Below are 24,682 nucleotides of genomic sequence, written 5' to 3'. Positions count from 1 at the left end.
AATACGTTAAAGGGAGCAACATGGCTAATCTTGCTGAGCAGATTTTAACTGAACTCACCGAGGCAATTGAAAATGAAGAACTTTTTATGCCGACTCTGCCAGAGGTTGCCTTAAAAATTCGAGAAACAGCTGAAGATCCAGAGGTTGATGTACAAACACTGGCAAAAGTTGTCAGTAATGATGCAGCGATCTCCGCAAGAATAATTAAAATCGTAAATTCCCCCCTGATGCGAGCATCAAGGGAAATAGACAATATCACTATGGCTGTAAATCGATTGGGTATCACTTACACAGCCAACCTAGCAACAGGCTTAGCCATGGAGCAAATGTTTCAGGCTACCTCAGATGTCGTGGATAAAATTCTTCGCAGCGTATGGCAACACAGTACTGAAGTCGCAGGTATTAGTCATGTTCTGTGTAAACACTTTACTCGGCTAATGCCCGATCAGGCTACATTAGCAGGCTTGTTGCATCAAATCGGTGTACTTCCTATTCTGACTTATGTTGAAGAAAAAGGCACAATACCCGACAGTATTAGCCTAAGTCAGGTTATTGAAAAAGTGCATCCCAGACTGGGTACGCGTATTTTAAGGGCATGGGATTTCCCCGAAAATATTGCAGTAGTCCCTTCACAATATACTAATTTTAGCCGTGACTCTAATTCAGTTGATTATGTTGATATTGTCATGGTTGCTAACTTGCAAACATTAGCAGGCACAGAACATCCTTATACCAAATTAGACTGGACCCAAATAAAAGCATTTGAAAAGCTGGGTATAAATCCTGTTGATGAAGAAGGTGAAGGTGAAGATCTAACCGCTGAAATGGATGCAGCCATGTCTCTCCTACAGTAACCAACCTCTACAAAGGAAAAACATGGCATAATAAAAAACAATATACGTTTTTAATCGTGTTTACTGGCTGACCTCTTCCAACATTGTCAGTTTTTCACCCAGCCACTCAGCCGCTTCATCAAAGTCAAAATTATCAATAAACCCTTCCAGTTGACTTAGCTCATTAGGCGCAAGCACTGTTGCAAAGTCGTGTTGATTGCGCTGAAACATAGACATTACCTCAATATCACCGGATGCCAGCTGTAACTGCAACTCCTTCAAACAATGCAGAATTTCACTAAAAGATAATAATGACGTTACTGGTTTTTCATCCTGAGGCGATTCTGGCTCCGGTAATGCTGGCAAATCAATGAGTCCCGATTTTAGTCGTTTTACACTCTCTAAAAAATTATCCCAATGAGTATCGGTCAAACTCTCGGGCGCCTCACGCAATGCTTTTTCCAACTCATGAGCAGTTTGCTGTAATTGAATAGCACCAATATTTCCCGCAACACCTTTTAAGGTATGCACCTGATACAGAATTGTTTCCCAATCTCCGTTTTCATACGCACGCTGGACTTCACTTTCTGCTTCACTTAATTGCCGTATAAAATCATGTAATAACTTAAGGTATAAGCGACGATTATTAACCAACCGAGATAGGCCTATTTTAATATCAATTCCTGGTAGTGATTCAGGCAGAATAATTTCTTCAGCCTCTTTACTATCTTCCACTTTACTAGTGCTATGATGACTACCAAGCCAGTAACTCACGACTTGAGCTAATGCATCAGGATCTAGTGGTTTAGGCAGATGGTCATCCATGCCCGCAGTAATACAACGTTCTTTATCACCAGCCATGGCATGGGCTGTCATCGCCACAATGGGTAATTGCTGATATTCTGGGTCATTACGTAAATAGGTTGTAGCCTGGTAGCCATCCATTTCAGGCATTTGAATATCCATAAATACCAAGTCAAAGTCTTGCCGTTTCACTGCATTAATTGCTTCTAAACCATTACCGGCAATGGTTACTGTTAGTCCCATTCCTTCTAATAATTCCTTGGCAACCTGCTGATTAATATCATTATCTTCAACTAATAACACATTGCCCGAACGCTGCAAGGAGACGCTCTCTGGTGTTAATGTTCGCTGCCGAGAGGGAGCCTGTAACTTTCCTTTGCCAAAGGTTCGCAAAATGGTTTCCAGCAAAACAGAAGGGCTAACAGGTTTAATCAAAAATGCATCTACAGTTTCTTGTGCCTGGCGCATCACCTCTTCACGCCCATAGGCCGTCACCATAATAATCGCAGGAGTATGCACTAACTGTTGCATTTGCTTAATATGATGTGATGCATCAATACCATCGGTATCAGGCATCCGCCAATCCATTAATACCAGTTCAAAACAGTCTCCTGATTGACTATTAGCCTCAGCAAGACGTTCGTAGGCTTCTTCAGCATTAGACACGACCTCAGCTCGCATCGAAATGGAGTGAAGCAAATCAGTTAATACCGTCTGTGAGGCTTTATTATCATCAACCACGAGGACGCGCATGTCCTTTAACTCATCACTCATCAACGCTAACTTATTATTAAACTGCTGCTGCCCCAGGCGAACAGTAAAATAAAATTCACTGCCTTTACCCAACTCACTTTTCACCCACACAGAACCCTGCATCATACTGACCAGTTTTTTACAGATTGCCAGTCCCAACCCGGTTCCCCCAAACTTGCGTGTAGTTGAACTATCTACTTGTGAAAAAGAGTCAAATAGGTGAGCAAGATGATCACTGCTTATACCAATTCCTGTATCTTTAACCAAAAATTCTAGCTGAACATGATCCTGTTCCCAATCTACTAATTTGACATAAACGGATACAGATCCTTTATTGGTAAATTTAATGGCATTATGGGTAAGGTTAATCAGAATTTGTCCTAAACGTAACGGATCACCCTCCAAGTGTCGTGGAACGTTATCCGCGATATGATAGTTAACCTCAATATTTTTTTCTTCTGCTTTTACCAGCATGATATTGCTAAGATTTTCAAATACTTCGTCTAAATCAAAGCTGATGGTCTCCATTTCCATTCTTCCAGCTTCAATTTTAGAAAAGTCGAGAATGTCATTGATGATACCTAGCAATGCATGGGAAGCTGACTTAATTTTACTGATATAATCAAACTGTTTTTCTGACAAATCTGTTTGTAATGCCAAGTGACTCATACCAATAATTGCATTCATGGGTGTGCGTATTTCATGGCTCATATTGGCCAGAAAATCACTTTTTGCTCGATTTGCCTGATCGGCTATTTCTTTCGCTTTATGCAAGTCATCTTCAGCCTGTTTGCGATCAGTAATATTACGACCAGACATAAATACATAACCTTCCCCTTCATACTCCATCAAGTTAGCTGTCACTTCGACGGGATAATCAGAGCCATCTTTTCGCTTGCGTAAAGTTTCAAAGGTAATCGCTTTTTCTCGTTTCAATAATTTCCACAACCGCCCCCAGGATTTTTGATCAACATTAGGATCAATTTCAGACAGCGGTTTATTAATAAGCTCTGATAGTGAATACCCTAATGAACGACATATTTCACTGTTTGCATAACTTAAATGCCCCTGTTGATTCACCCACTGAATTTCATCCGCAGAATTATCCAACGAAAAATGAGCAAGAGATAATTCTCGTTGCCGACTTAATTCTTCAGTAATATCGACATGCGTACCCACGGCACGTAACGGATTACCTTCCTCATCCCTAAATACGACCTTACCTTTGGTTCTGACATAACACACACTACCATCTTTACGATAACAGCGATAAACCCGCTCAAATGACTCATTACAGGTCGCCAGCATATTATGCAGGAAGTCAATCATATCGCCTTTATCGTCTGGATGTATAAGGGCTTCCCATGCAGCAGGTGTCCCGGCAATCTCACCTGGCTCATAGCCTAACATGCGTGCGTAACGGGGGCCTAAATAAATGGTTTCTTCTGGAATATTCCAGTCCCATAAACCATCTGTCGCGGCATCCATGGCTAATTGATAACGTTCTTCACTCACCCGTAACGCTTCTTCAGCATCTTTTTTGGCTCGTCCAATAGCAATTAACTCACCCACTCGGCGTAATAAAGCAACCTCATCATGGTTCCAATGTTTATTACTCATGACGGTGGCCTGAGCTAAACAACCAACCACTCGTCCTGAGAGAAGCATAGGCACATGAATGACAGACCGGAGCTTTAGCTCACTTAGAAGCGACTTCATTTCATGATCTTCAGCCCCAAGTGTACGCAAACTGCTTTGTAAGGTACTGCCCTGTTTAGCGCGATCAGCCAGTAAAGGATATTGATCAACTAAGTACCGCCGTTGAGATGCTACAAAACCAGACAAATCAGTAGCATACCACTCATGGGTCATTAATGACTGTTGTCCACGAATAATTAATACATAGCCTCGATCAGCGCCCATAAATTCGCCAACGACACGTAATGTATAATTTACAGCTTCATCTAAATCACGATCCATAAACTGACGGGTAATATTGCTCAACAAGCGGTCCATCTGTGCTCGCATACGTAATGCTTTTTCCGCTTTTTGCCGTTCAGCAATTTCTCGGGACAGCCGCCAGTTCCAATAAATAATTAATAAAATTATAGCCAGCGTTATTACGACACCAATAATAAACTCTTTATTTGGCCGCCAAGGTTGCGTTTGAATGGAAATCCAGTTCCGTTTAATTTCGTCTTTTTCCCGAGAAGTCACACCACTTAGCACTTTATTCAAAATGGTATTAAATTTATCCCAGTGCTTATGAGTCGCCATGCGGAAACGGTAGTTATATCCTGCTTCTGCAGCAATCCGCAAGTTGGTGATTTTAGTACGTTCTATTTCATGACTTGCTGTTGCCATATTAACAATCATGGCATCCAGTGGCCCTAGAGATACCTGCTTAAAACCATCAGCAAAATCTTTGACATTAACAAAGTTGATATCTGGATACTGTTTTTTTATAAAATCTGTAGCAGCAAATTCAGGTAATGTAGCCACTTTTTTTGCTGATAAATCTTTAATACTGTTTATACTGTCATCTGTATTCCGGGCAATAATAACCGTTTGCACTTCCCAATAAGGTTGGGTAAATGCAAAACGCTTCGCACGATCTTCATTCCAAGCAATAACCGGAAGTAAATCCACTTCTCGATTTCGCAGCTTATCTATCGCCTCACTCCAGTTTTTTGAGGGAATATAATTAAATGTAATACCCAAGCGTTTTTCGAGCATTTTGATATAGTCAGCGGCTACGCCTTGGTACTCACCGTTTTCATCTACCGTTTCAAAGGGTGGATACCCAGGGTCCCCCGTAAATGTAATTACTGGATGGTTGTGTAACCATTCTTTTTCGTCCTCCGATAATTCAAGGGGAGATGCCTCATCAGAAAAATACCGTAACTTAGGATCTACTAACCAACGCGCTTCCAACTCAACGCGTTCCTGATGATTAATTAAGCTAAGTCCATTATTAATTAATTTCAGTAAGTCTTTTCGCCCTGTCAGTACTCCCGCATGAAATTTTTCTTTATATAAATTTTTCCCCCACTGCTTAACTTCACCTAATAACCCCAATCGGTTCAATAAAATATTGATGGATATTGGTTCCGCTATAAACGCACGAATTTCTCCATCTAACAGCGCGCGTATCAACTCTTCATTATTGTCATATTCCGTTAAATATGCTTCTTTGATATTTTCCAACACATACAAATATTGAGATGTTCCCTTTACAACGCCAATACGAGACCCTGTCAGATCATCAAAACTTTGTACTGGAATAGAATCTGTTGCATAAAATAATGCCGAACTCATTTCATAGAAAGGTTGCGAAAAGTCCATCCACTCTTTACGCATGGGTGTTTCGGATACACCTGAGTGAATGTCTGCTTCACCATCCTTAATTACTTCCAACGTATCGTGCCACTCACTGGCTCTAAAACGAACTTGCTTCTTTGTTTTTTCTGACCAGAGCCGCCAAAAGTCGACAAAAAATCCCGCAGGTCGACCTTTTGAATTAATAAATGACAGTGGTGGGAAATCAGAATCAATCGCAATAATTAATGCATCACTGGAGTAAGCTCGGGTCTGTTCTAACCATTTTCCTTCTAATAGCTTACGGTCAACCAGACTTATTTTTTGCATACCACTGCGAATAACTTCATCCAGCATTGACTGTCTATCATTAACGGCAGCATAAAGTGTACGTTGAAATAGTGGCTGCTCAGACTGATAATTAAATTCCTGCAACGCACCACGTGCAGCCATTAAGTATCGAAGTAGAGGGCCCTCGCCTACAAATACCCGAATATCTCCACGAGTAGCGGCATCTAATAATTGTCGATAACTGTTATAAGTGACAAGTGATGCATTTGGAACATGCTTCTCAATATATTGTTCAGCTTCTTCCCCACGAATCACACCTATTTTAAACCCTGCTAAATCTTCTAACTTTTTTATATCCAATAAACTTTTATGATAAAAAAAGTAAACACCACTTTTAGCCAATGGGGTACTGTATTTAAGTCCTTTATATTCATCCCGACGATACACCCCCGCTAACACATCCGCATGTCCACGGTTGACCATAGTTACAGCAACTTGCTCTGGCGCTCCTAGAAACTTGACCTTAATGCCTGTTTGTTTACTCCACTCACGCCAAATATCAATTAAAAAACCAGCGGCTTTCCCTTCATCATCACTAAACTGAAAAGGCTCCTGTCCTGTGGCATAGGCAACGACCACTTGCTTGACAGGAGGAGGTAACGTCGAAGAAGTATTCGATTCTTCAGACCAGGCATAGGAGATCCACAGCGAGATAAAACAAAACCAAATTGCAAATAGGCGCTTCATGGCGTAACCGTTGTTGGCAACTAATATTTTTATAATTGAATTTTACGGAAAAAGCACAAGACATTTTACCCCAAGAAAATGGGTATGTACGCCATTATACTGACAGAATAGGCTAAGCCAATGTTAAAGTAGTAACATTGCCTAATTGTTGAAAAGAAAAATTTTACTCAAGCAGTGCCCGAGGGCCTTTTCCCTCGGACTCTTCGTGTCTTAACGCCAGCTAAGCTACTCATCCATATGGCGTTGATACAACTGCATAATGCTAGAAAAGTCACGGGCATGACTGCCTTGAGCTGCGTGAATACTGTAAAGGTTCCTTGCCAACGCACCCATGGGTGTCCGGCTTGCCTGTGATAGTGCCATATGCTCCGCTAATCCAAGATCTTTGAGCATTAACTCAACCCGAAATCCCCCTTGATAGTCATGGCTGGCAGGTGCCTCAGGCATTACTCCAGGATATGGGTTATAACGCTGCAATACCCAATTTCCCCCAGAGCTGTTATTCATAATATCCGCTAACACTTGTGGATCTAACCCCTGCTCAACACCCAGTTGCAATGCCTCTGAGGTTCCTGCCATGGTTATCGCAAGCAACATGTTATTGCATATTTTCGCGACTTGACCCGCACCACTGGCGCCTGCATGAAAAATATTTTTCCCCATAGCCTGTAATACTGGTTTGGCTATGGTTACCGCTTCTGCATCACCGCCCACAATAAAGGTGAGTGTACCCGCTTGTGCACCTGCCGTACCGCCCGAAACAGGTGCATCCAGCATTTTGATACCTTTCTTTTTTGCTTCTGCTGCGACAAGCCGAGCACTATCGGGATCAATCGTACTGGAATCGATTACTAAGGTTGAAGTATTAATACTATCTAATAGTTTATTTTCTAAATACAATTGTTTTACGTGCTCGCCAGCCGGTAGCATACTGATCACAACGTCAGCATTCTCTACCGCCAGATGTGCACTGTGTGCTGCCACCGCCCCTTCTTTAACCAAAGTATCTACCGCATTTGGAATTAAATCATAGACACGAAGCCGGTGGCCTGCTTTTAGAAGGTTTTTGGCCATTGGGCAGCCCATCTGCCCCAGTCCAATAAAACCAATATCCATTTTTTATATCCCTCTTATTTTTATTAGTGAGTTAATGTAGTGCTTCATATCCATTAACCAGTCTGCTTTTATTTTTAAAGTTGAGCGCTGAGTCCCGAAAGCAAATTTATAGTAATAGGCTGAATTAATTATCTGCTTTTTTATACATACAATTTAAACCAGCGATGAAAGGGGATGTTGATCTGCTGGCCACAATGACTCAAAATGTGTTTCTACCCATTCTTTTGGTACATCTAACACCGTAGCATAACGCCACTTAGGATTATTATCTTTATCCACTAGCCTTGATCTAACACCTTCCACTAAATCACCATGTAAACAACACTGAACTGATAATGTGAGTTCCATCTGAAAAACTTCTGATAAAGACAAGTGTCGTCCACGTTTAATTTGTTCCCACACTAAATAGGCTGTTGTTGGGCAACCTTGCAAAAAGCCTTTTATTGCTTTCTCCAACCAGTGATCTGTTGTGTCGTAATACAGCCAATCCTGATAAACCTCAGCTAACGTATCATGATCCATTAGCCGTTGAATCTGCTGCTTATGTTGTTGCAAATTGCTCTCTGGTATTAAAGGCTCTGCTGCTTTGGCAAAACGCCGTAGTATCTTACTGACAATAGCATGATTAGCTTCAGGCTCTTTTTTCCAGGCTGACAGTCGCAGTGCATCCAATACTTCCTGTAGCATATTGTGCTGTAAAAAACGATCTGCTAATCCAGCATAAAGCGCATCATTTGCATTCAAAGCACAGCCCGTTAAACCACAGAATAAACCTGTTTTTTCAGGCATTCTATTGAGGAACCAGGAACCCCCAACATCGGGATAAAGTCCTATCGCCATCTCTGGCATAGCCATCCGGGTAGTTTCTGTCACCACACGATGACTCCCACCCACCATGAGACCAAGCCCTCCCCCCATTACAATACCGTGCCCCCATACCACAATCGGTTTTGGATACGTATGAATTAAGTAGTCTAAGCGGTACTCATGAGAAAAAAATTGTTCGGCTTCTTTCTGCCCGGCCTTAATCTCTTTATTTAATGCTGTAAATAACTGTCGTACATCTCCCCCCGCACAAAATGCTTTTTCTCCCTCTCCTTTTAGCACAATGCAGGCCACACGCTCATCTTGCTTCCACGCCAGGAGCTGCTCATAAAGACAGTCAATCATCGACTGATTAATCGCATTTAAACTTGTTGGCCGGTTAAGTGTTAATAATCCAATTTGTTGCCCTCCTTCACAAGGAAGGCAATTCACTACAATGGCATCACTCATATCATTCTCGTCTTCACAAACTTACTTAATTCTCCACAGCAACATCATAGAGGGAAGCACAGATATTTTTCATAGCACTCCCTCCTCGGCTGAAGATAGCCAGTTATTTATTTTGCCAAACTGCTGGGCGCTTTTCTAAAAAGGCATTAACCCCTTCTTTTTGATCCACCGTAGCAAATAATTCTAAAAAGGCTTCACGCTCCATGGGCAATACGCTATGAATGGGCTGATGTTGTGCTGCAGAAATCAGTTCCTTACAGGCTTTAACACTGCAAGGACTTTGCTGTGCAACTTGGGTGGCAAGTTTTAGCGCCGTTGCAACCACTTCTCCGCGTTTAACCACTTGTTCGACTAAGCCAATTTTTAACGCTTGTTCTGCAGAAAGACGCTCACCACATAAAATCATGCGCTTAGCCCAACCTTCACCCACTAGCCAAGGCAAACGTTGAGTACCACCGGCACAAGGGAGTAAACCAACACTCGCCTCAGGCAACGCAAGCTCCGCATGCTCCTCTGCAATACGAATATCACAGGCTAGAGCACACTCAAGTCCACCCCCCATGGCATAACCATTGATAGCCGCAATCGTTACTCCACGATAGGCTGCAAGTGTTTCAAATGCTCGCCCAAACAAACTAGCCATTTCCTGAGCTCTTGCCGTATTGCCATCAGCAAATAATTTTAAATCAGCACCTGCAGAAAAAAATTTCTCTCCCTCTCCAGTAATCACAACCGCATAAATAGAATCAACTTTGTTTAAAGCATGCATGAGTCGTTGCAATGCTGACAGATTTTCCTGATCCCAAATATGTGCGGGAGGATTACTCAATCTGACAAGCAAGGTATGTTCATGCTGTTCCAGTTTAAGCTTGTCAGAATCCACCAAGCTCAATAGTTTTGCTAACTTCATAGCTGATCTCGACCTCTTGTACTCAAAATAAAGGCTACTAAAAACTTTTGCTAAACATCAGAAATCACTAGTCAAATAAACTATGCACCTCATCCTGCAACAAGCGACGTGAAATAATGACGCGCATAATTTCATTGGTGCCTTCTAAAATTTGATGAACCCGGGCATCCCTAACATAGCGTTCCAAAGGATATTCTCGAATATAACCATAACCACCATGTAGCTGTAAGGCATCATTACAAATAACAAAGCACTCATCAGTAGCAAACTGCTTGGCCATTGCACAGTAAAGCGTGGCATCTTTCGCTTTTTTATCTAAACGACTGGCCGCTAAACGAACCATTTGTTGTGACGCCACAAGCCGTGTCGCCATATCCGCTAATTTGAACTGTAATGCTTGGAACTGAGCCAGAGATTTACCAAATTGGCTGCGCTCATGCATATAACGCTGTGCATCTCTTAATGCGGCTTGTGCAACTCCGACTGAGCAGGTGGCAATGTTAACGCGTCCACCATCCAAGCCCTGCATCGCAATTTTAAAGCCTTGGCCTTCTTCACCAAGCAGGTATCGAGCTGGGACATTAACATCACTAAAAGTAATACTGCGGGTTGGTTGGCTGTTCCAACCCATCTTGCTTTCTTTACGGCCATAGGTAATGCCCTCGCTGTCAGCAGGCACTAAAAAACTGGAAATACCTTTTGCACCTTCTCCCCCTGTCCGGGCCATCACCACCAGAACATCCGTCGCTCCAGCACCAGAAATAAACACTTTACTGCCATTGATGACATACTGATCACCCTTTTTAACGGCTGTGGTTTTCAGGGATGCGGCATCAGAGCCAGCATTGGGTTCAGTTAAACAATAGGAGCCAAGCTTTTCACCCGTCACCAGAAAAGGGCACCACTCTTTACGAACCGCTTCCTGGGCATAAAGACTTATCATCCATGTCACCATATTATGTATGGTGAGATAGGCTGTTGTAGATGTGCAACCTTGGGCTAATTGCTCAAAAATAATTGAAGCATCCAGTCGCGACAGGCCTAATCCGCCCTCTTCCTCTGTACAATAAATACCGCAAAAACCAAGCTCACCTGCTCGCTTAATGACATCTACAGGAAAATGCTGCTTCTCATCCCACATTGCAGCATGTGGGGCAAGCTCCCCTTCAGCAAAAGCTTGTGCGGTTCGCTGGAATGCCTGTTGTTCTTCGTTCAACTCAAAATCCATTGGGTATCTCCTTCATTGATAACACTTAAGGGCACCTCTAAAAATAGTGATTTTAGAGGTACTCATAACAATGGATGTATTACAGCGAGTAATTAACTAACGCATCTGAATCGTCATATTAGGTGTCGCTGGCATTCCTGGATCAAACCAGCGTGCAGTAATGGTTTTTGTCTCAGTATAAAAGCGCACAGCTTGTTTACCATAAGCATGCTGATCACCATAAAATGACTGTTTCCAGCCTGTAAAAGAAAAGAACGGCAGTGGCACAGGAATAGGCACATTAATACCCACCTGTCCTACTTCAATATAATGCTGGAAGTGTCTTGCAGATAAACCTGAAGAGGTAAAAATGGATGTACCATTTCCATACGGGTTTTCGTTAATAAGCTGGATAGCATCATCCAAAGAATTAACCTGCATACAAAGCAAAACAGGGCCAAATATTTCTTCCCGGTAAATGGTCATATCGGATTTCACCCCACTAAATAGAGTAGGTCCAACCCAATTACCATCGGGATAGTCTGTCATACGACACTCACTACCATCCAAAAGACACTCCGCACCCTCATTTTTTCCTTGTGCAATCAACCCTAATACACGCTCTTTTGCTTGGGGTGAAATGAGTGGACCAAATCCTGCAGAGTGATCATTCCAGATCCCAGGCTTCACCTTTGCCATTTCCTTTTGCAGGTCCTCAACCCAGCTTGCACTCTCACCAACAAACACAGCCACGCTGATTGCCATACAACGCTGGCCTGCCGCTCCTACTGAAGAGCCTACTAAGTTACTGATAACCTGTGCTTTATCCGCATCAGGCATCACCACCATATGATTTTTGGCACCTGCGAAGGCCTGCACGCGTTTTAAGTGCGAGGTTCCTGTCCGGTAAATATACTGGGCAACAGGTACTGACCCGACAAAAGAAAGCGCTTTTATTAATGGATGCCGTAATAAATGATCGACCTGTGCTTTCCGACCATGAACAACTTGTAACAACCCAGGCGGAAATCCAGCTTCAGCAAACAATTCAGCTATCCGCATTGGGGTCATAGGGTCTTGCTCAGAGGGCTTGAGCACAAACGCATTACCACAGGCAATTGCCATTGGGAACATCCACAAAGGAATCATTGCGGGAAAGTTAAAAGGGGTAATACCCGCACACACTCCAAGCGGTTGGGTATAACTGTAGGTATCTATGCCATTTGCAACATTTTCAGCCGTCTCACCCATTAATAAAGAAGGAATATTGCAAGCCTGTTCAACAACCTCAATACCACGCCAAACATCACCTTTCGCATCCGCAAATGTTTTTCCTGTTTCCTGGCTCAGTATTTCTGCAAGCTCATTGTGATGACTTTTTAAAAGTTGCTGAAAAACCATCATCAAACGAGCACGCTCAGGTGGAGGAACATCACGCCATTGATAAAAGGCACTTTGTGCAGCATTAATCGCCTGCTCCATTTCAGCTTCAGTGGCTTCAGGAGCCTGAGTTAAAACTTCTTGAGTAGCAGGATTGGTGACAGGAATAAACTGATCTGACTGGCTGGCAATCAGTTCATTATTAATAAAAAGCGGCAGGTTAGCTGAAGGCATGACAACACCTTTTTACATTCATTATTGTTAGTGTTGATACTCAGAGACTACAGAGTACCCTGAAAAAGCGCTGATAAAGATGGTCAGTTGTATCATGCAATTGTTACAGTAAGGATGGATGATTTTATTATGTGAATGGACTTTTTAACTGCCGTGTCTATAACAAGCTATGCCTTAACTTCAAACTGGCCACTCAACCAAACCAGTATTCGATGGATTATTCCTGATGCCATCATTAAACAACTCAGCACTCACCCCCTGAGTGAAGACTGTTTTCCACTAGGTTATGGTTACTATCCATCAGCCAGCTGCCATCGAATGGAAAGAACTTCACCAGTTGATCATCTTCTCATCTACTGTTATCAAGGCTGTGGTTGGTTAAGTGTTCAGCAACACGTTATCCCAGTGAATACTGGTGATATTTTACTATTACCTCGTAGTATTCCTCATGCATATGGCGCAGATAGAAATAACCCTTGGAGTATCTTCTGGGTTCACTTTGAAGGGAAAAAAAGCGACATTTTTATGGACCACCTCCAATCCACTCTGGTATCCACCCACTCTAACCCTCACCCATATTGTAAATCTTGTGGCCTGTCCAGTTATTTACTGGCACAGTTTGATCAGCTTTTAAGCATCCAGGATAGTGGCCAACAATGGCAACGATATATCTATGGCACTAAACTTTTACAACAGTTACTCACTTATCTTCCTACGCTACAAGCAAAACCGAGCAATCCTACAGGGTTCAACCTCGCCACACTTCAGCTGTACATGGAAAGTAACATTCACCAGGGCCTCACCCTAAGTGATCTAGCACAGCACGCTAATTTATCAGCCTCTCACTTTAGCCGACAGTTCAAAGCCTTGACAGGGTACGCCCCCTTACACTATTTCAATCAGTTAAAAATTCAGCGAGCATGCTACCTTTTGGATGTAAGTGACAAGCCCATTGCCGCTGTAGCACAACATGTTGGCTTTAACGATGTATATTACTTTTCCCGACTGTTTAAAAAGCTCACAGGAATAGCCCCCAGCCAATACCGTCAATTACAGCGGCAATCTCTTCAACAAGCGCAAACTAAGCCTGAGCGTAAACCATCTGTTCCATATGAATAGGCAACTGCCAGTCAATTGGCGTCTTACCTTGTTGTTGCAAATACTGATTGGCTTGAGAAAAATGTCTACATCCCAAAAAACCTCTATGTGCCGATAAAGGGGATGGATGAACAGACTTCAACACTAAATGTTTAGAAGTATCAATAAAACTTCCTTTCTTCTGAGCATAAGCTCCCCAGAGCATAAACACGATACCTTCTCTAGACTGGTTAAGCGCACTAATCGCATGATCAGTAAACTGTTCCCAACCACGCCCCTGATGAGCAGCAGCCCGTCCTTGCTCCACTGTTAACACACTGTTCAGCAACAATACACCTTGCTTTGCCCATCCTTCCAGACAGCCATGTTGAGGTGGGGTAATACCCAAATCGGCTTGTAGCTCTTTATAAATATTAATCAGTGAAGGTGGGGTCTTTACCTTGGGCCTGACAGAAAAGCATAATCCATGTGCTTGCCCTGGGCCATGATAAGGATCTTGCCCTAAAATAACGACTTTGACATCATCAAAAGGGGTCAACGTAAACGCTTGAAAATATTCACTGCCTTTTGGAAAAAGAACTTTACCCGCTTGCTTTTCCGCCACTAAAAAGGCTTTAAGCTGTTGCATATACGCTTTGTTAAACTCTCCACCTAGTACTTTCTTCCAGGACGGTTCCAGTTTTACTTCCGTCATCAATCACCTCTACCGAATCAACAAAGCTGCTATTATACGTTTATAATCAAAAAGTAATGAAGTTATGGACTCAACAGGATGAGAGTTCGTTAAAACCTCATTACTCATACTCATTATTTGAAAACTCAATAATAAATTTCAAGGATGAAGTACACAAGAAAGCCAGCGTAAGTTGTCGTCTTTTTCTATGACTTCCTTCGCTGAAAAACAAATAAGGCAGTAAACGTTTGTATGGCTTCACTGGATATTATTGAACAAGCTTTAACCGAAAAGTTAATTGATTCACCTTTTGACTTTCCACAACTACCCCCACATACCCTGACGGTTAGGCAATTAGCCGCCAAAAGCAGTGTACATTTAAATGAAATTGTTTTACTGATTGAGCAAGATAAAGGGCTTAGCAAGCACCTGGAAAAGCTGGCAGACTCACCGCTCTATCGACAGCCACTCCCTCCTTATGATTTAAAGGGAGCCATTGTCCGCATTGGCATTAAAGCCACCAGTAATGTCATTTTAACCTATGTACTCAAGAATTTATTTACTTGCCACTCTTATTTGGCTCGTAAATATCAAGGTGAGATATGGCAGCACAGTTTGGTTTTTGCTGCCCTTAGTTCCATATTGGCGAAACATGTAGGTACTATTGATACAGATAAAGCACTACTCAGCTCATTATTACAGGATGTAGGTAGTCTTTTTTTAGTCACTCAATTAGATGACTATCCTGACTTTGTGAGTGTTCCTCAAAATGTGCGTGCCCTTTGTAACCAACTAAACCAAGTGGTCGGCGCCAAGTTGATCGATGCTTGGCAACTAACCAACTCGTTCAAAAATGTCATTAAAACAAAGGATTTCTGGGCTTTTTCAGCCAGCAAAAAATATAACCTGATTGATCATACCCTGATTGCACGCTACATATTTCTCTATCAAAATCCAAGGACTAAACCTACGCCAGAGTTATCCTTTCTGACAAGCTTTCAAAAATCCCCTTTTCAATACTGGCGCCATGCTGACCCTATGCGCATTTATGCAACAATTTATGCAGAGACTATTCAACTGGTTGATATGCTGGGTGGAAATGCAAAAGGCATTCTGATTCCCCCACCCCGCAGTGCATTTGGAAAATATTGAGTCCTCTTCTTTCTCAATGGTGACTAGCAACGTACCGCTCGCTGTTTTTTATCAACCAACACACCCACATTATCCTTTTGTTTTTTATGGCGTAATAACAACACACCTTGTACACATTGCGCTGTATAATCTGCAGGAATATGAGATAGCTTGGTCTCAGATGCGCCTGGTAACTGCTTGATCAAGTTAAACTCAGATAAGTAAATAGAATCATCTTCAGATGAGTGTCTCAAATAACCATTTTTGTCTAACGCTATGATAGTAATAATAAGAGTTATTAGTGCAACACCTATTAACTGCCAAGAATGATTTATTTTCACAAACACCCACCTCACGATACTGCTTTTTTTTGTACGACATTTATTTATAATTATACTTACAGAGCACTTTTACATCATTGCTGTAAGTATTCCCTAAACCCAATAAAAACTAACTTATAACAAATTTAATAAATAATCTGTAGCATATTAACTCTCGCCCATATCACTACCACCACGAGCAGGTGCATGCGCCAGAATACGATCAGCCAACCGAGAAAAAGGTAAACTTTGTAACCACACACTACCTGTACCAGATAATGTAGCTAACACAATACCCTCTCCACCAAACAGCATACTTTTTAAACCACCACTTAACTGAATGTCATAATCAATACCTTCAGAAAAAGCGGCTAAACAGCCTGTATCAACGCGTAGTGTTTCATTATTAAGCTCCTTACGGATAACTGCCCCACCCGCGTGAATAAAAGCCATACCATCACCTTCCAAGCGCTGTAAAATAAACCCTTCGCCACCAAAAAAACCTGAACCTAACCGTTTATTAAATGCAACACTGAGCTTAGTGCCTAGAGCCGCAGCTAAGAAAGCATCTTTTTGACACAGTAAGCGCCCACCAATGGCACTCATATCCACAGGAATAATAGACCCAGGATATGGCGCAGCAAATGCCACACGTCGTTTACCAACACCTTGATTGGTAAAATGCGTCATAAACAATGACTCACCTGTCAGCATCCGTTTACCAGCGCCAAATAATTTACCAATCATTCCTTGGTTTGGGCTTGATCCATCCCCCATCTTGGCTTCAAACTCAATGCCTTGCTCCATATAATTCATGGCTCCGGCTTCTGCAATAACTGTTTCACCAGGATCTAATTCTATCTCTACCATTTGTAAATCATGGCCAATAATTTCGTAATCAACCTCGTGACAATGCATCTGGCTATCCTCTATATGTGAAATCATTACCCTGAAATGCTCATTATCATCTCTGATATTACTACAGTATGACGAACAGAAAAAAACATTTAACTTGAAGAATCCAAAGGAAAATTAAAGATAGGAGGAGATAAAACTATAATTGCTGCTTACTTAACATCTTTTTTTGATGTTTTATACAATACACAGGCTTTACTTAAGCATATCATTTACAGCAAAAAGTAAAATGGTATTCATCTCTAGGTAGAGTAAACAATTGAACCATTTATTTACGCTTTCTCTACTCAAAAAGAATGATTTTTAGGTGAGGCCATCAAAAATGTCTATACAAAATATAGAACACGAAGATGTGGTAAGTTATATAGAAACCCATAAACCGAAGTAGTTTTTATTATAATAAGCGAGAGAAACAAATATAAAAAAAGCGACACTACATTGCAGTATCGCTCGAGTAAAAAGAGGTTTAAAACAGCTTTTACAGCTAGCTTTCTGTTTTATCTGGTAGTTGTAAAATAAGCTGTAAATGACGAGTAAGTTTGTGCTTAATCTGTTCTTGTGTGATGATTTCAGGGTAACCCAATAAAGCATCATACTCTAAGCGTAAAATAACTGCTAAAGTCAGGTACGCGTCTGTTTCAGGATCAGATGTTTTTATTGCTTTAAAAAAGCGAGTTAAATCAATCAACATATTTTCCTGATGCAATCGAGCTAACTGACTCAAGCGCCCGTCTCTGAGCGATTCAAACTGAAAAGCCTGCTCCGCTAAAAGATAATCACGGTGTTGCTCAATTTGCTGCATCAAATACTGAACACCCAGGTCAACTAAACGCATCTGAATAACGCGTAAGTTCTCGCCTGAGCTTGGCTCATTGTTTAATTGGGCAAATAAAACTTCTTCCGCACCATTCCAAAAACGGCGCATCGATTCTGCTCCAACGTCAACAAAATACGTAAAGGTATCTGCGATAAGGTCATTTATATCCTTAAAATAATAGGTGGTTGCAGAAAGCGGTACATCAGCTTCTTTAGCAACCGCACGATGTCGTACTCCTCTGACACCTTCTCGAATAACCAGTCGTAATGATGCTTCAAGAATTAAGCGGCGGCGTTGTTCGCTGCCATTTCTCCGTGTTTTCCGTCCTTGATAGACGATAGTGCTAGGGGCTTCCCTAGAAGATAAACTCATTGTTTTCATCTCAACCACTGCAGTTTTGTTGGTATCGGTTTTTTCTGTTTTAAGTTATTAACAGCTACATATTACCTAAAAGTGACTCAACGTTCCTCAAAAAAATAGTCACTATTGCATTAAGTCATGCTTTTTCACACAGGTAAGAAGTATATGAATAATTTTTAATCAATCATTAACAAGATGGGAACAAGGACAGATTTTAACGTGATAAAAAAACTCTTAGGAGGGGGAGGCACCCCAAAAAAGGGTGCACAGTTCACATTTTATTTGTGACATTCTGGACGCATGTGCGGAAAAAGTAGTACATCGCGAATAGATGGCGAATCTGTAAACAGCATGACAAGACGGTCAATACCAATTCCTTCTCCAGCGGTAGGTGGTAATCCATATTCTAGCGCACGAATATAATCTTCGTCATAGAACATCGCTTCATCATCACCCGCTTCTTTTTCAGCAACTTGTGCCAAGAACCTTTCAGCTTGATCTTCAGGGTCATTTAACTCCGAAAATCCATTAGCAATTTCACGACCGCCGACAAAAAACTCAAAACGATCCGTCACAAAAGGATTATTATCATTTCGTCTCGCCAATGGTGAAACTTCTGTAGGATACTCAGTAATAAATGTGGGTTGTTGCAAACGGTGTTCAGCTGTTTTTTCAAAAATTTCCAGCTGAATTTTACCCAAGCCGTAATTATCTTTAACCTCAATACCCAGTTTTTCTGCAACTTTTTTTGCCGATTCTCGTTCAGCTAAATCAGCCTCAGAAATATTGTTATTAAAGTGAAGTATTGCTTCTACTACAGTCATGCGTTGAAACGGTTTGCTGAAATCGTATTCTTCACCTTGATAATTCACTGTAGAATTACCCAGCACTTGCTGTGTAACTTCACGCAACATGTCTTCGGTTAAATCCATTAAATCATTATAGTCCGCATAGGCTTGGTAAAATTCAAGCATTGTGAACTCAGGATTATGACGCGTTGATAAACCTTCATTACGGAAATTACGATTAATTTCAAAAACACGCTCAATGCCACCCACAACTAAACGCTTTAAATAAAGCTCTGGTGCAATACGTAAATACATATCAATATCAAGTGCATTGTGGTGCGTAATAAATGGCCTTGCAGTGGCACCACCTGGAATCACTTGTAACATAGGCGTTTCTACTTCCAGATAATGTCTTTCCTGTAAGTAGTTACGAATGCTATCAATGACCTGAGATCTTACCTTAAATACACCACGAGACTCTTGATTAACAATCAAATCAACATAACGCTGGCGATAACGAATCTCTTTATCTTCCAAACCTTTATGCTTATCTGGTAATGGGCGCAATGCTTTGGTTAGCAACAAGGCGTGTTGCATATCAACATACAAGTCACCTTTACCTGAACGTTGTAGTGTTCCCTCAACACCAACAATATCGCCTAAATCCCAGCCTTTTATCTCATCAAGCTGATCTTTAGCCAGCGCTTTACGGTTTACATACAGCTGGATTCTGTCACTAACATCTTGAATAACAATGAACGCACCACGGTTAAGCACAACCCGGCCCGCTACTTTAACCGTAATACTCTGTTCTGCTAAGGTCTGTTTATCTAGGTCCTTATACTTTTTCTGTAAATCACCAGCAAAACTGTCACGACGAAAAGTGTTGGGAAACGCATTGCGCTGTTTTCGTATTTCAGCCAATTTTTCTCGACGCTGAGCAATGAGCTTATTTTCATCTGATACTGTTACATCGGATTGCGTATCATCAGCCATGAGTGATTCCTGTATGTACTATAGGGGGAAATACCCCCTCAAAAAGTTAACGACCTAAACAAAATAAGCGAGATCCATTTTAATCTCGCCTATTACAGCTTACCTCAAACAAGATAAATACCAAGCAACTATCTATATCCTATATCTATAGCCAATACCCACCCAGTCAATCTTACTTGTGGTAAGTAACTAGCATATTTGCCCTTCCCAACTCAACTATACAGCATTCCCTCTCGCCTTAACGTGAGAGAATTTTTTTGAGTACAAGGACAAAATATACGTTATAACCCCTGCTTTAAACTTGCTTCAATAAATCTATCAATATCACCATCTAACACCGTATTACAGTTAGAGGTTTCAACGCTCGTTCGTAAATCTTTAATACGTGATGAGTCCAGTACATAAGAGCGTATCTGGCTTCCCCAACCAATATCAGATTTACTATCTTCCAATGCTTGTTGCTCAGCTGTTCGCTTCTGCATCTCTAGCTCATAAAGTTTGGCTTTAAGCTGCTGCATAGCTTTATCTTTGTTCTGGTGCTGTGAGCGCTGGTTTTGACACTGAACAACAATTCCAGAGGGCATATGCGTAATACGAATAGCAGAATCAGTCGTGTTAACATGCTGACCACCTGCTCCGCTTGAACGGTAGGTATCTATTCGCAAGTCTGCAGGATTAACTTCTATTTCAATATCATCATCAATTTCGGGTGATACAAACACGGAAGCAAATGAAGTATGTCTTCTGTTACCAGAGTCAAAAGGTGATTTTCGCACTAATCGGTGAACTCCCGTCTCGGTTCTTAGCCAACCAAAGGCATATTCACCTGAAAATTGAATCGTTGCACTCTTAATACCCGCCACATCACCAGCAGATACCTCAACAAGTTCGGTTTTAAAGCCTTTACGCTCACCCCAGCGTAAATACATTCTTAGTAACATATTGGCCCAATCCTGAGCCTCAGTGCCCCCGGATCCTGCTTGAATATCCAAGAACGCATTATTAGCATCCATACGGCCAGCAAACATGCGACGAAATTCTAATTGCTCAAGTTGAGTGGCCAACCCTTCAAGTTCTTTTTCAACCTCAGCAACCGTATCTGCATCGTCTTCATCTACTGCCATCATCAATAAGTCAGATGCATCCGTTAAGCCTTGAGTAAGTGTGTCTAAAGTACTCACAACAGACTCTAACTGTGCGCGTTCTTTCCCTAATTGTTGGGCACGCTCAGGCTCATTCCATACTTCTGGCTCTTCCAGCTCTCGCTCAACTTCAACTAAGCGCTCTTGTTTGTGAGCATAGTCAAAGATACCCCCTAAGCACTTCAGTTCGTGCTTGTAAGTCCTTAATAGATTGTGTCAACGGATTAATTTCGATCATGCCGAACTCATATATTCCAATGTTACTCTGACAAAGCGCGCTATTTTAACGTAAGCCTGATAGTGAAGGAAATGCGCAAACTACGAAAGATCACAGATCTGTATCACTACACTTTTTATGTGTTTACCACAGGCTCAAGATAGTTAATCAACAGTTGTATGTTCTGCTGTCCTTTATACTCATTTAGATCAAGCTGATAAACCACCCGTACCTGTTGTACATTCAAATTAGGCCAACAGGACAAGTCAACATTAAACGCAATACCATCTATATAACGTTCAGTACCAGGGAGCATCAAAACCAGCTTTAGGTGTTTTTGACCCACTAATCGCTGCTGAATAATCAAAAACTCACCATAAAAACTTGGCTCAGGAAAGTGTTGTCCCCAAGGCCCTGCTTCTCGAAGCATGGTTGCTGTCTGTAATGAAAACTCTTCAGGCTGGAGAACGCCATCGGTATGTAACTCTGCTTCTAGATCTTCATCAGATAGCCACTGTCGAGCAATATCATCGAACGCTTTCTTAAAATCAGGTAAATGTGCTGCAGGTAAACTCAACCCAGCCGCCATTGCATGCCCACCAAACTTACTGAGCAACCCTGAATGCTGGCTGGCAATAGCATCTAGAGCATCACGGATATGAAAGCCAGGAATCGACCGAGCAGATCCCTTGACTTCATTCCCATCGGCAGCCGCAAAAGCAATGACTGGCCGGTGTAAACGATCTTTGATCCGTGATGCTAAAATCCCAATAACACCCTGATGCCAATTCTCATCATATAAACAAATACCCACAGGAAGATTTTGGCTGTCATCCAGCTTGATTGCATCCAATGCAGCCAAAGCCTGCTGCTGCATGTCGGCCTCAATTTGTTTACGATCCCGGTTTAAATCATCTAACTGCAGTGCAATCTCCCGAGCCAGGTAAGGGTCATCAGTTAATAAACATTCAATACCCAAAGACATATCATCTAATCGCCCAGCCGCATTCAAACGAGGGCCAAGGGCAAAACCCAGATCAGCAGCCGTTAAACGATGCGTCTTTCGCCCTGCAACTTCAAGTAGGGCATTAATGCCTGGGCGTGCCTTTCCAGCACGCATTCGACGCAAACCTTGGTACACCAACAGTCGGTTATTCGTATCCAAAGGTACTACATCAGCCACTGTCCCCAACGCCACAATATCCAAATAGTGCGCAAGGTTAGGCTCTGGCCGATTATCATTAAACCAGCCTCGAGCTCTTAATGCTGAACGTAGGGCCATTAATACATAGTAAATAACACCAACACCGGCAGTATTTTTCCCAGCAAAATGACAGCCTGGCTGATTAGGATTTACAATCGCATCAGCCATTGGTAGTTCTGCACCTGCTAAGTGATGGTCAGTCACAAGCACCTGAATTCCTGCGGCTTTTGCAGCAGCAACACCACTAATACTGGAAATGCCATTATCAACAGTAATAATAAGGTCAGGCTCATACTGCTTGGCTTCTTCAACAATTTCAGGAGACAAACCATAACCATAAGCAAAGCGATTAGGTACCAAATAGTTAACATTTAATACCCCCATCGCCCGCAACAACAATACAGCTAATGCAGTACTTGTTGCACCATCAGCATCAAAGTCACCAACAATCAGCACCCGACTTTGTTTTTCCAAAGCCTCACACAGAATATTTACCGCCTGGTCTAGTCCCTTTAATGAAGTAAAACTCATCAGCCCTTGTAAAGATCGAGATAAATCTGCATTTGAGTAAACACCTCTTGCTGCATAGATTCGTTGCAACAACGGGGGAATCTCATGACCAAATTTTAACTGTTGAGCATCGTAGTGACGGGTATTTATTTTTTTTTGCATGCTAATAAATTAAGGCCAGTACAACCTTGAGATAGCCCTAAATAGCTATCTCAAGGTAGGGTGAGATAACGCAGTTAATTAAGCGGTCGAGCGTGTTTTGCTACATAAGATTGAACGTCACTTAACGCATTTTCAATAACAGTATAACGCTCTTCTCGCTCGTAAAGATCCGTCATTGAAGATGGTAGCTCGGGTGACGATAACCCTGCTTGTACCACTGCATCAGGAAACTTAACTGGATGCGCAGTAGCCAAGGTAACCATTGGTAACTGCTTATCACGCTGACATGCCATAGCCGCCTGTACACCAATTGCAGAGTGTGGATCTAGTTTATATTGACAACGATGATAAATATCACCGATCGTTTGGCAAGTTGCTTCATCACTCACACTGTAACTATCGAATAACTGTCGTGTTAACTCCCAGCGCCAGGAATCAACACTTAAGGTGCCCTGTTGCTGAAAATTCGACATAAGCTGGTTAATGGCAGCACCATCACGACCATACATATCAAACAACAAGCGCTCAAAATTACTGGAAACCATAATATCCATACTGGGTGAGAGTGTCGGTGACAGAGCCTCTTTACTATATTGGTTATTAGCCATAAAGCGATGCAGGATATCATTGCGATTGGTTGCCACTAATAACTGATTAATGGGTAACCCCATGTTACGCGCAACATAACCCGCATAAATATCACCAAAATTGCCAGTGGGCACTGAAAACGCAACACTACGTTGTGGAGCACCTACGGCTAGCGCTGCATAAAAATAATAGACGACTTGCGCCATAATCCGTGCCCAGTTAATTGAATTAACCGCCACTAAACGTGCTTTCCCTTGCAGAAAATCTTGTTGCTGAAAGCAGGCTTTTACCATTGCCTGACAATCATCAAAACTTCCTTTAACCGCTAAATTGTGTACGTTCTCAGCTAAAACTGTTGTCATTTGACGACGCTGAACTTCAGATACACGCTGATGAGGATGCAGAATAAATATGTCCACATTATCACCATGTCGACAACCTTCTATTGCTGCAGAGCCTGTATCTCCAGAAGTAGCGCCAACAATAACCGCTTTTTCACCACGCCTGACTAACAAATAATCCAGTAGGCGTCCTAATAATTGCAAAGCAAAATCTTTGAACGCCAATGTTGGGCCATGAAATAACTCCAATACCCACTGATTAGTATCTAACTGGGTCAGAGGCGCAACAGCTGGATGGTCAAATGCTTGATAAGTATCTTGTAAGATCTGGCGTAAATCATTTTGAGGAATAGCTTCGCCAACAAACGGAGTTATAATTTTCTCAGCTAATTGGGCATAAGATAATCCCCGCCAAGAAGTGATTTCTTCAAGTGTAAACTGGGGCCAATATTCAGGGACATACAATCCCCCATCACTCGCCAGCCCAGTTAACAACACATCTTCAAACGCCAGGGCAGGAGCTTGCCCTCTTGTGCTAATATACTTCACCTT

The 24,682-nt window shown here is 41.9% G+C and carries 17 protein-coding genes; 3 read left to right on the top strand and 14 right to left on the bottom strand.

The features are described from left to right. The first annotated feature begins 20 nt into the window (after nt 1-20). A complete protein-coding gene (locus tag ACQ96U_RS03770) occupies nt 21-854 on the top strand; it encodes an HDOD domain-containing protein (RefSeq protein ID WP_431719897.1) in 834 nt (277 codons plus the stop codon). Nucleotides 855-914: 60 nt separating this feature from the next. Here ACQ96U_RS03770 and ACQ96U_RS03765 read toward each other — a convergent pair whose 3' ends face one another. The 6 genes from ACQ96U_RS03765 to ACQ96U_RS03740 form a co-directional block, all read right to left on the bottom strand. Next, nucleotides 915-6,746 carry a transporter substrate-binding domain-containing protein gene (locus ACQ96U_RS03765; protein WP_431719896.1) on the bottom strand — a complete coding sequence of 1,944 codons (5,832 nt, stop codon included), beginning with the start codon at nt 6,744-6,746 and terminating at the stop codon, nt 915-917. A 225-nt stretch (nt 6,747-6,971) separates the two neighbouring features. Beyond that, nucleotides 6,972-7,862: a 3-hydroxyisobutyrate dehydrogenase gene (gene mmsB / locus ACQ96U_RS03760; RefSeq protein ID WP_431719895.1), complete on the bottom strand. Its 891-nt coding sequence runs from the start codon at nt 7,860-7,862 to the stop codon at nt 6,972-6,974. A 153-nt stretch (nt 7,863-8,015) separates the two neighbouring features. Next, the gene (locus ACQ96U_RS03755; protein ID WP_431719894.1) at nt 8,016-9,137 is read right to left on the bottom strand and encodes an enoyl-CoA hydratase/isomerase family protein; all 1,122 of its coding nucleotides are present in this window, start codon (nt 9,135-9,137) and stop codon (nt 8,016-8,018) included. A 103-nt stretch (nt 9,138-9,240) separates the two neighbouring features. Further along, complete coding sequence (locus ACQ96U_RS03750) at nt 9,241-10,047, bottom strand: enoyl-CoA hydratase (RefSeq protein WP_431719893.1); 807 nt, start codon at nt 10,045-10,047, stop codon at nt 9,241-9,243. 67 nt (nt 10,048-10,114) lie between these two features. Continuing rightward, nucleotides 10,115-11,275: an acyl-CoA dehydrogenase family protein gene (locus ACQ96U_RS03745; protein WP_431719892.1), complete on the bottom strand. Its 1,161-nt coding sequence runs from the start codon at nt 11,273-11,275 to the stop codon at nt 10,115-10,117. Nucleotides 11,276-11,371: 96 nt separating this feature from the next. After that, nucleotides 11,372-12,868 (bottom strand): CoA-acylating methylmalonate-semialdehyde dehydrogenase, encoded by a 1,497-nt coding sequence (locus tag ACQ96U_RS03740; protein ID WP_431719891.1) that lies wholly within the window; start codon nt 12,866-12,868, stop codon nt 11,372-11,374. Nucleotides 12,869-13,003: 135 nt separating this feature from the next. On the opposite strand from ACQ96U_RS03740, the gene ACQ96U_RS03735 reads away from it, so the two are divergent. After that, nucleotides 13,004-13,987, top strand: coding sequence for an AraC family transcriptional regulator (locus tag ACQ96U_RS03735; protein ID WP_431719890.1), 984 nt, complete (start codon nt 13,004-13,006; stop codon nt 13,985-13,987). Here ACQ96U_RS03735 and ung read toward each other — a convergent pair. Then, nucleotides 13,950-14,660, bottom strand: a complete 711-nt coding sequence (gene ung, locus ACQ96U_RS03730) for a uracil-DNA glycosylase (protein WP_431719889.1) — start codon at nt 14,658-14,660, stop codon at nt 13,950-13,952. The two genes, ACQ96U_RS03735 and ung, sit on opposite strands and share 38 nt — an antisense overlap. Nucleotides 14,661-14,891: 231 nt before the next feature. Here ung and ACQ96U_RS03725 point away from each other — a divergent pair, with 231 nt between their 5' ends. Then, the gene (locus ACQ96U_RS03725; RefSeq protein ID WP_431719888.1) at nt 14,892-15,791 is read left to right on the top strand and encodes an HDOD domain-containing protein; all 900 of its coding nucleotides are present in this window, start codon (nt 14,892-14,894) and stop codon (nt 15,789-15,791) included. Nucleotides 15,792-15,814: 23 nt separating this feature from the next. Here the strand turns inward: ACQ96U_RS03725 and ACQ96U_RS03720 are convergent, their stop codons facing one another. From ACQ96U_RS03720 to thrC, 7 genes are all read right to left on the bottom strand, one after another. After that, nucleotides 15,815-16,111: a hypothetical protein gene (locus tag ACQ96U_RS03720; RefSeq protein ID WP_431719887.1), complete on the bottom strand. Its 297-nt coding sequence runs from the start codon at nt 16,109-16,111 to the stop codon at nt 15,815-15,817. Between the two features lie 147 nt (nt 16,112-16,258). After that, nucleotides 16,259-17,008, bottom strand: a complete 750-nt coding sequence (locus ACQ96U_RS03715) for a TIGR00266 family protein (RefSeq protein WP_431719886.1) — start codon at nt 17,006-17,008, stop codon at nt 16,259-16,261. Nucleotides 17,009-17,489: 481 nt separating this feature from the next. Next, nucleotides 17,490-18,194 (bottom strand): TetR/AcrR family transcriptional regulator, encoded by a 705-nt coding sequence (locus tag ACQ96U_RS03710; protein ID WP_431719885.1) that lies wholly within the window; start codon nt 18,192-18,194, stop codon nt 17,490-17,492. Between the two features lie 266 nt (nt 18,195-18,460). Beyond that, complete coding sequence (lysS, locus tag ACQ96U_RS03705) at nt 18,461-19,966, bottom strand: lysine--tRNA ligase (RefSeq protein WP_431719884.1); 1,506 nt, start codon at nt 19,964-19,966, stop codon at nt 18,461-18,463. Nucleotides 19,967-20,247: 281 nt separating this feature from the next. Continuing rightward, nucleotides 20,248-21,346 (bottom strand): peptide chain release factor 2 gene (prfB, locus tag ACQ96U_RS03700; RefSeq protein WP_431719883.1). Its coding sequence is split into 2 segments (ribosomal slippage): nt 20,248-21,270 and nt 21,272-21,346, totalling 1,098 coding nucleotides; the frame shifts between segments, so codons are not numbered across the junction. Between the two features lie 115 nt (nt 21,347-21,461). Further along, a complete protein-coding gene (recJ, locus tag ACQ96U_RS03695; protein WP_431719882.1) occupies nt 21,462-23,201 on the bottom strand; it encodes a single-stranded-DNA-specific exonuclease RecJ in 1,740 nt (579 codons plus the stop codon). A 74-nt stretch (nt 23,202-23,275) separates the two neighbouring features. Then, entirely contained in the window at nt 23,276-24,679 is a 1,404-nt protein-coding gene (gene thrC / locus ACQ96U_RS03690) for a threonine synthase (protein WP_431719881.1), read from the bottom strand. Nucleotides 24,680-24,682: the final 3 nt, after the last annotated feature.

This window comes from Zooshikella sp. RANM57 (assembly GCF_050749885.1).
Classification (GTDB): domain Bacteria; phylum Pseudomonadota; class Gammaproteobacteria; order Pseudomonadales; family Zooshikellaceae; genus Zooshikella.
The sequence above is the reverse complement of the archived record's forward strand: the minus strand, read 5'-3'. Positions and strand labels throughout refer to the sequence as shown.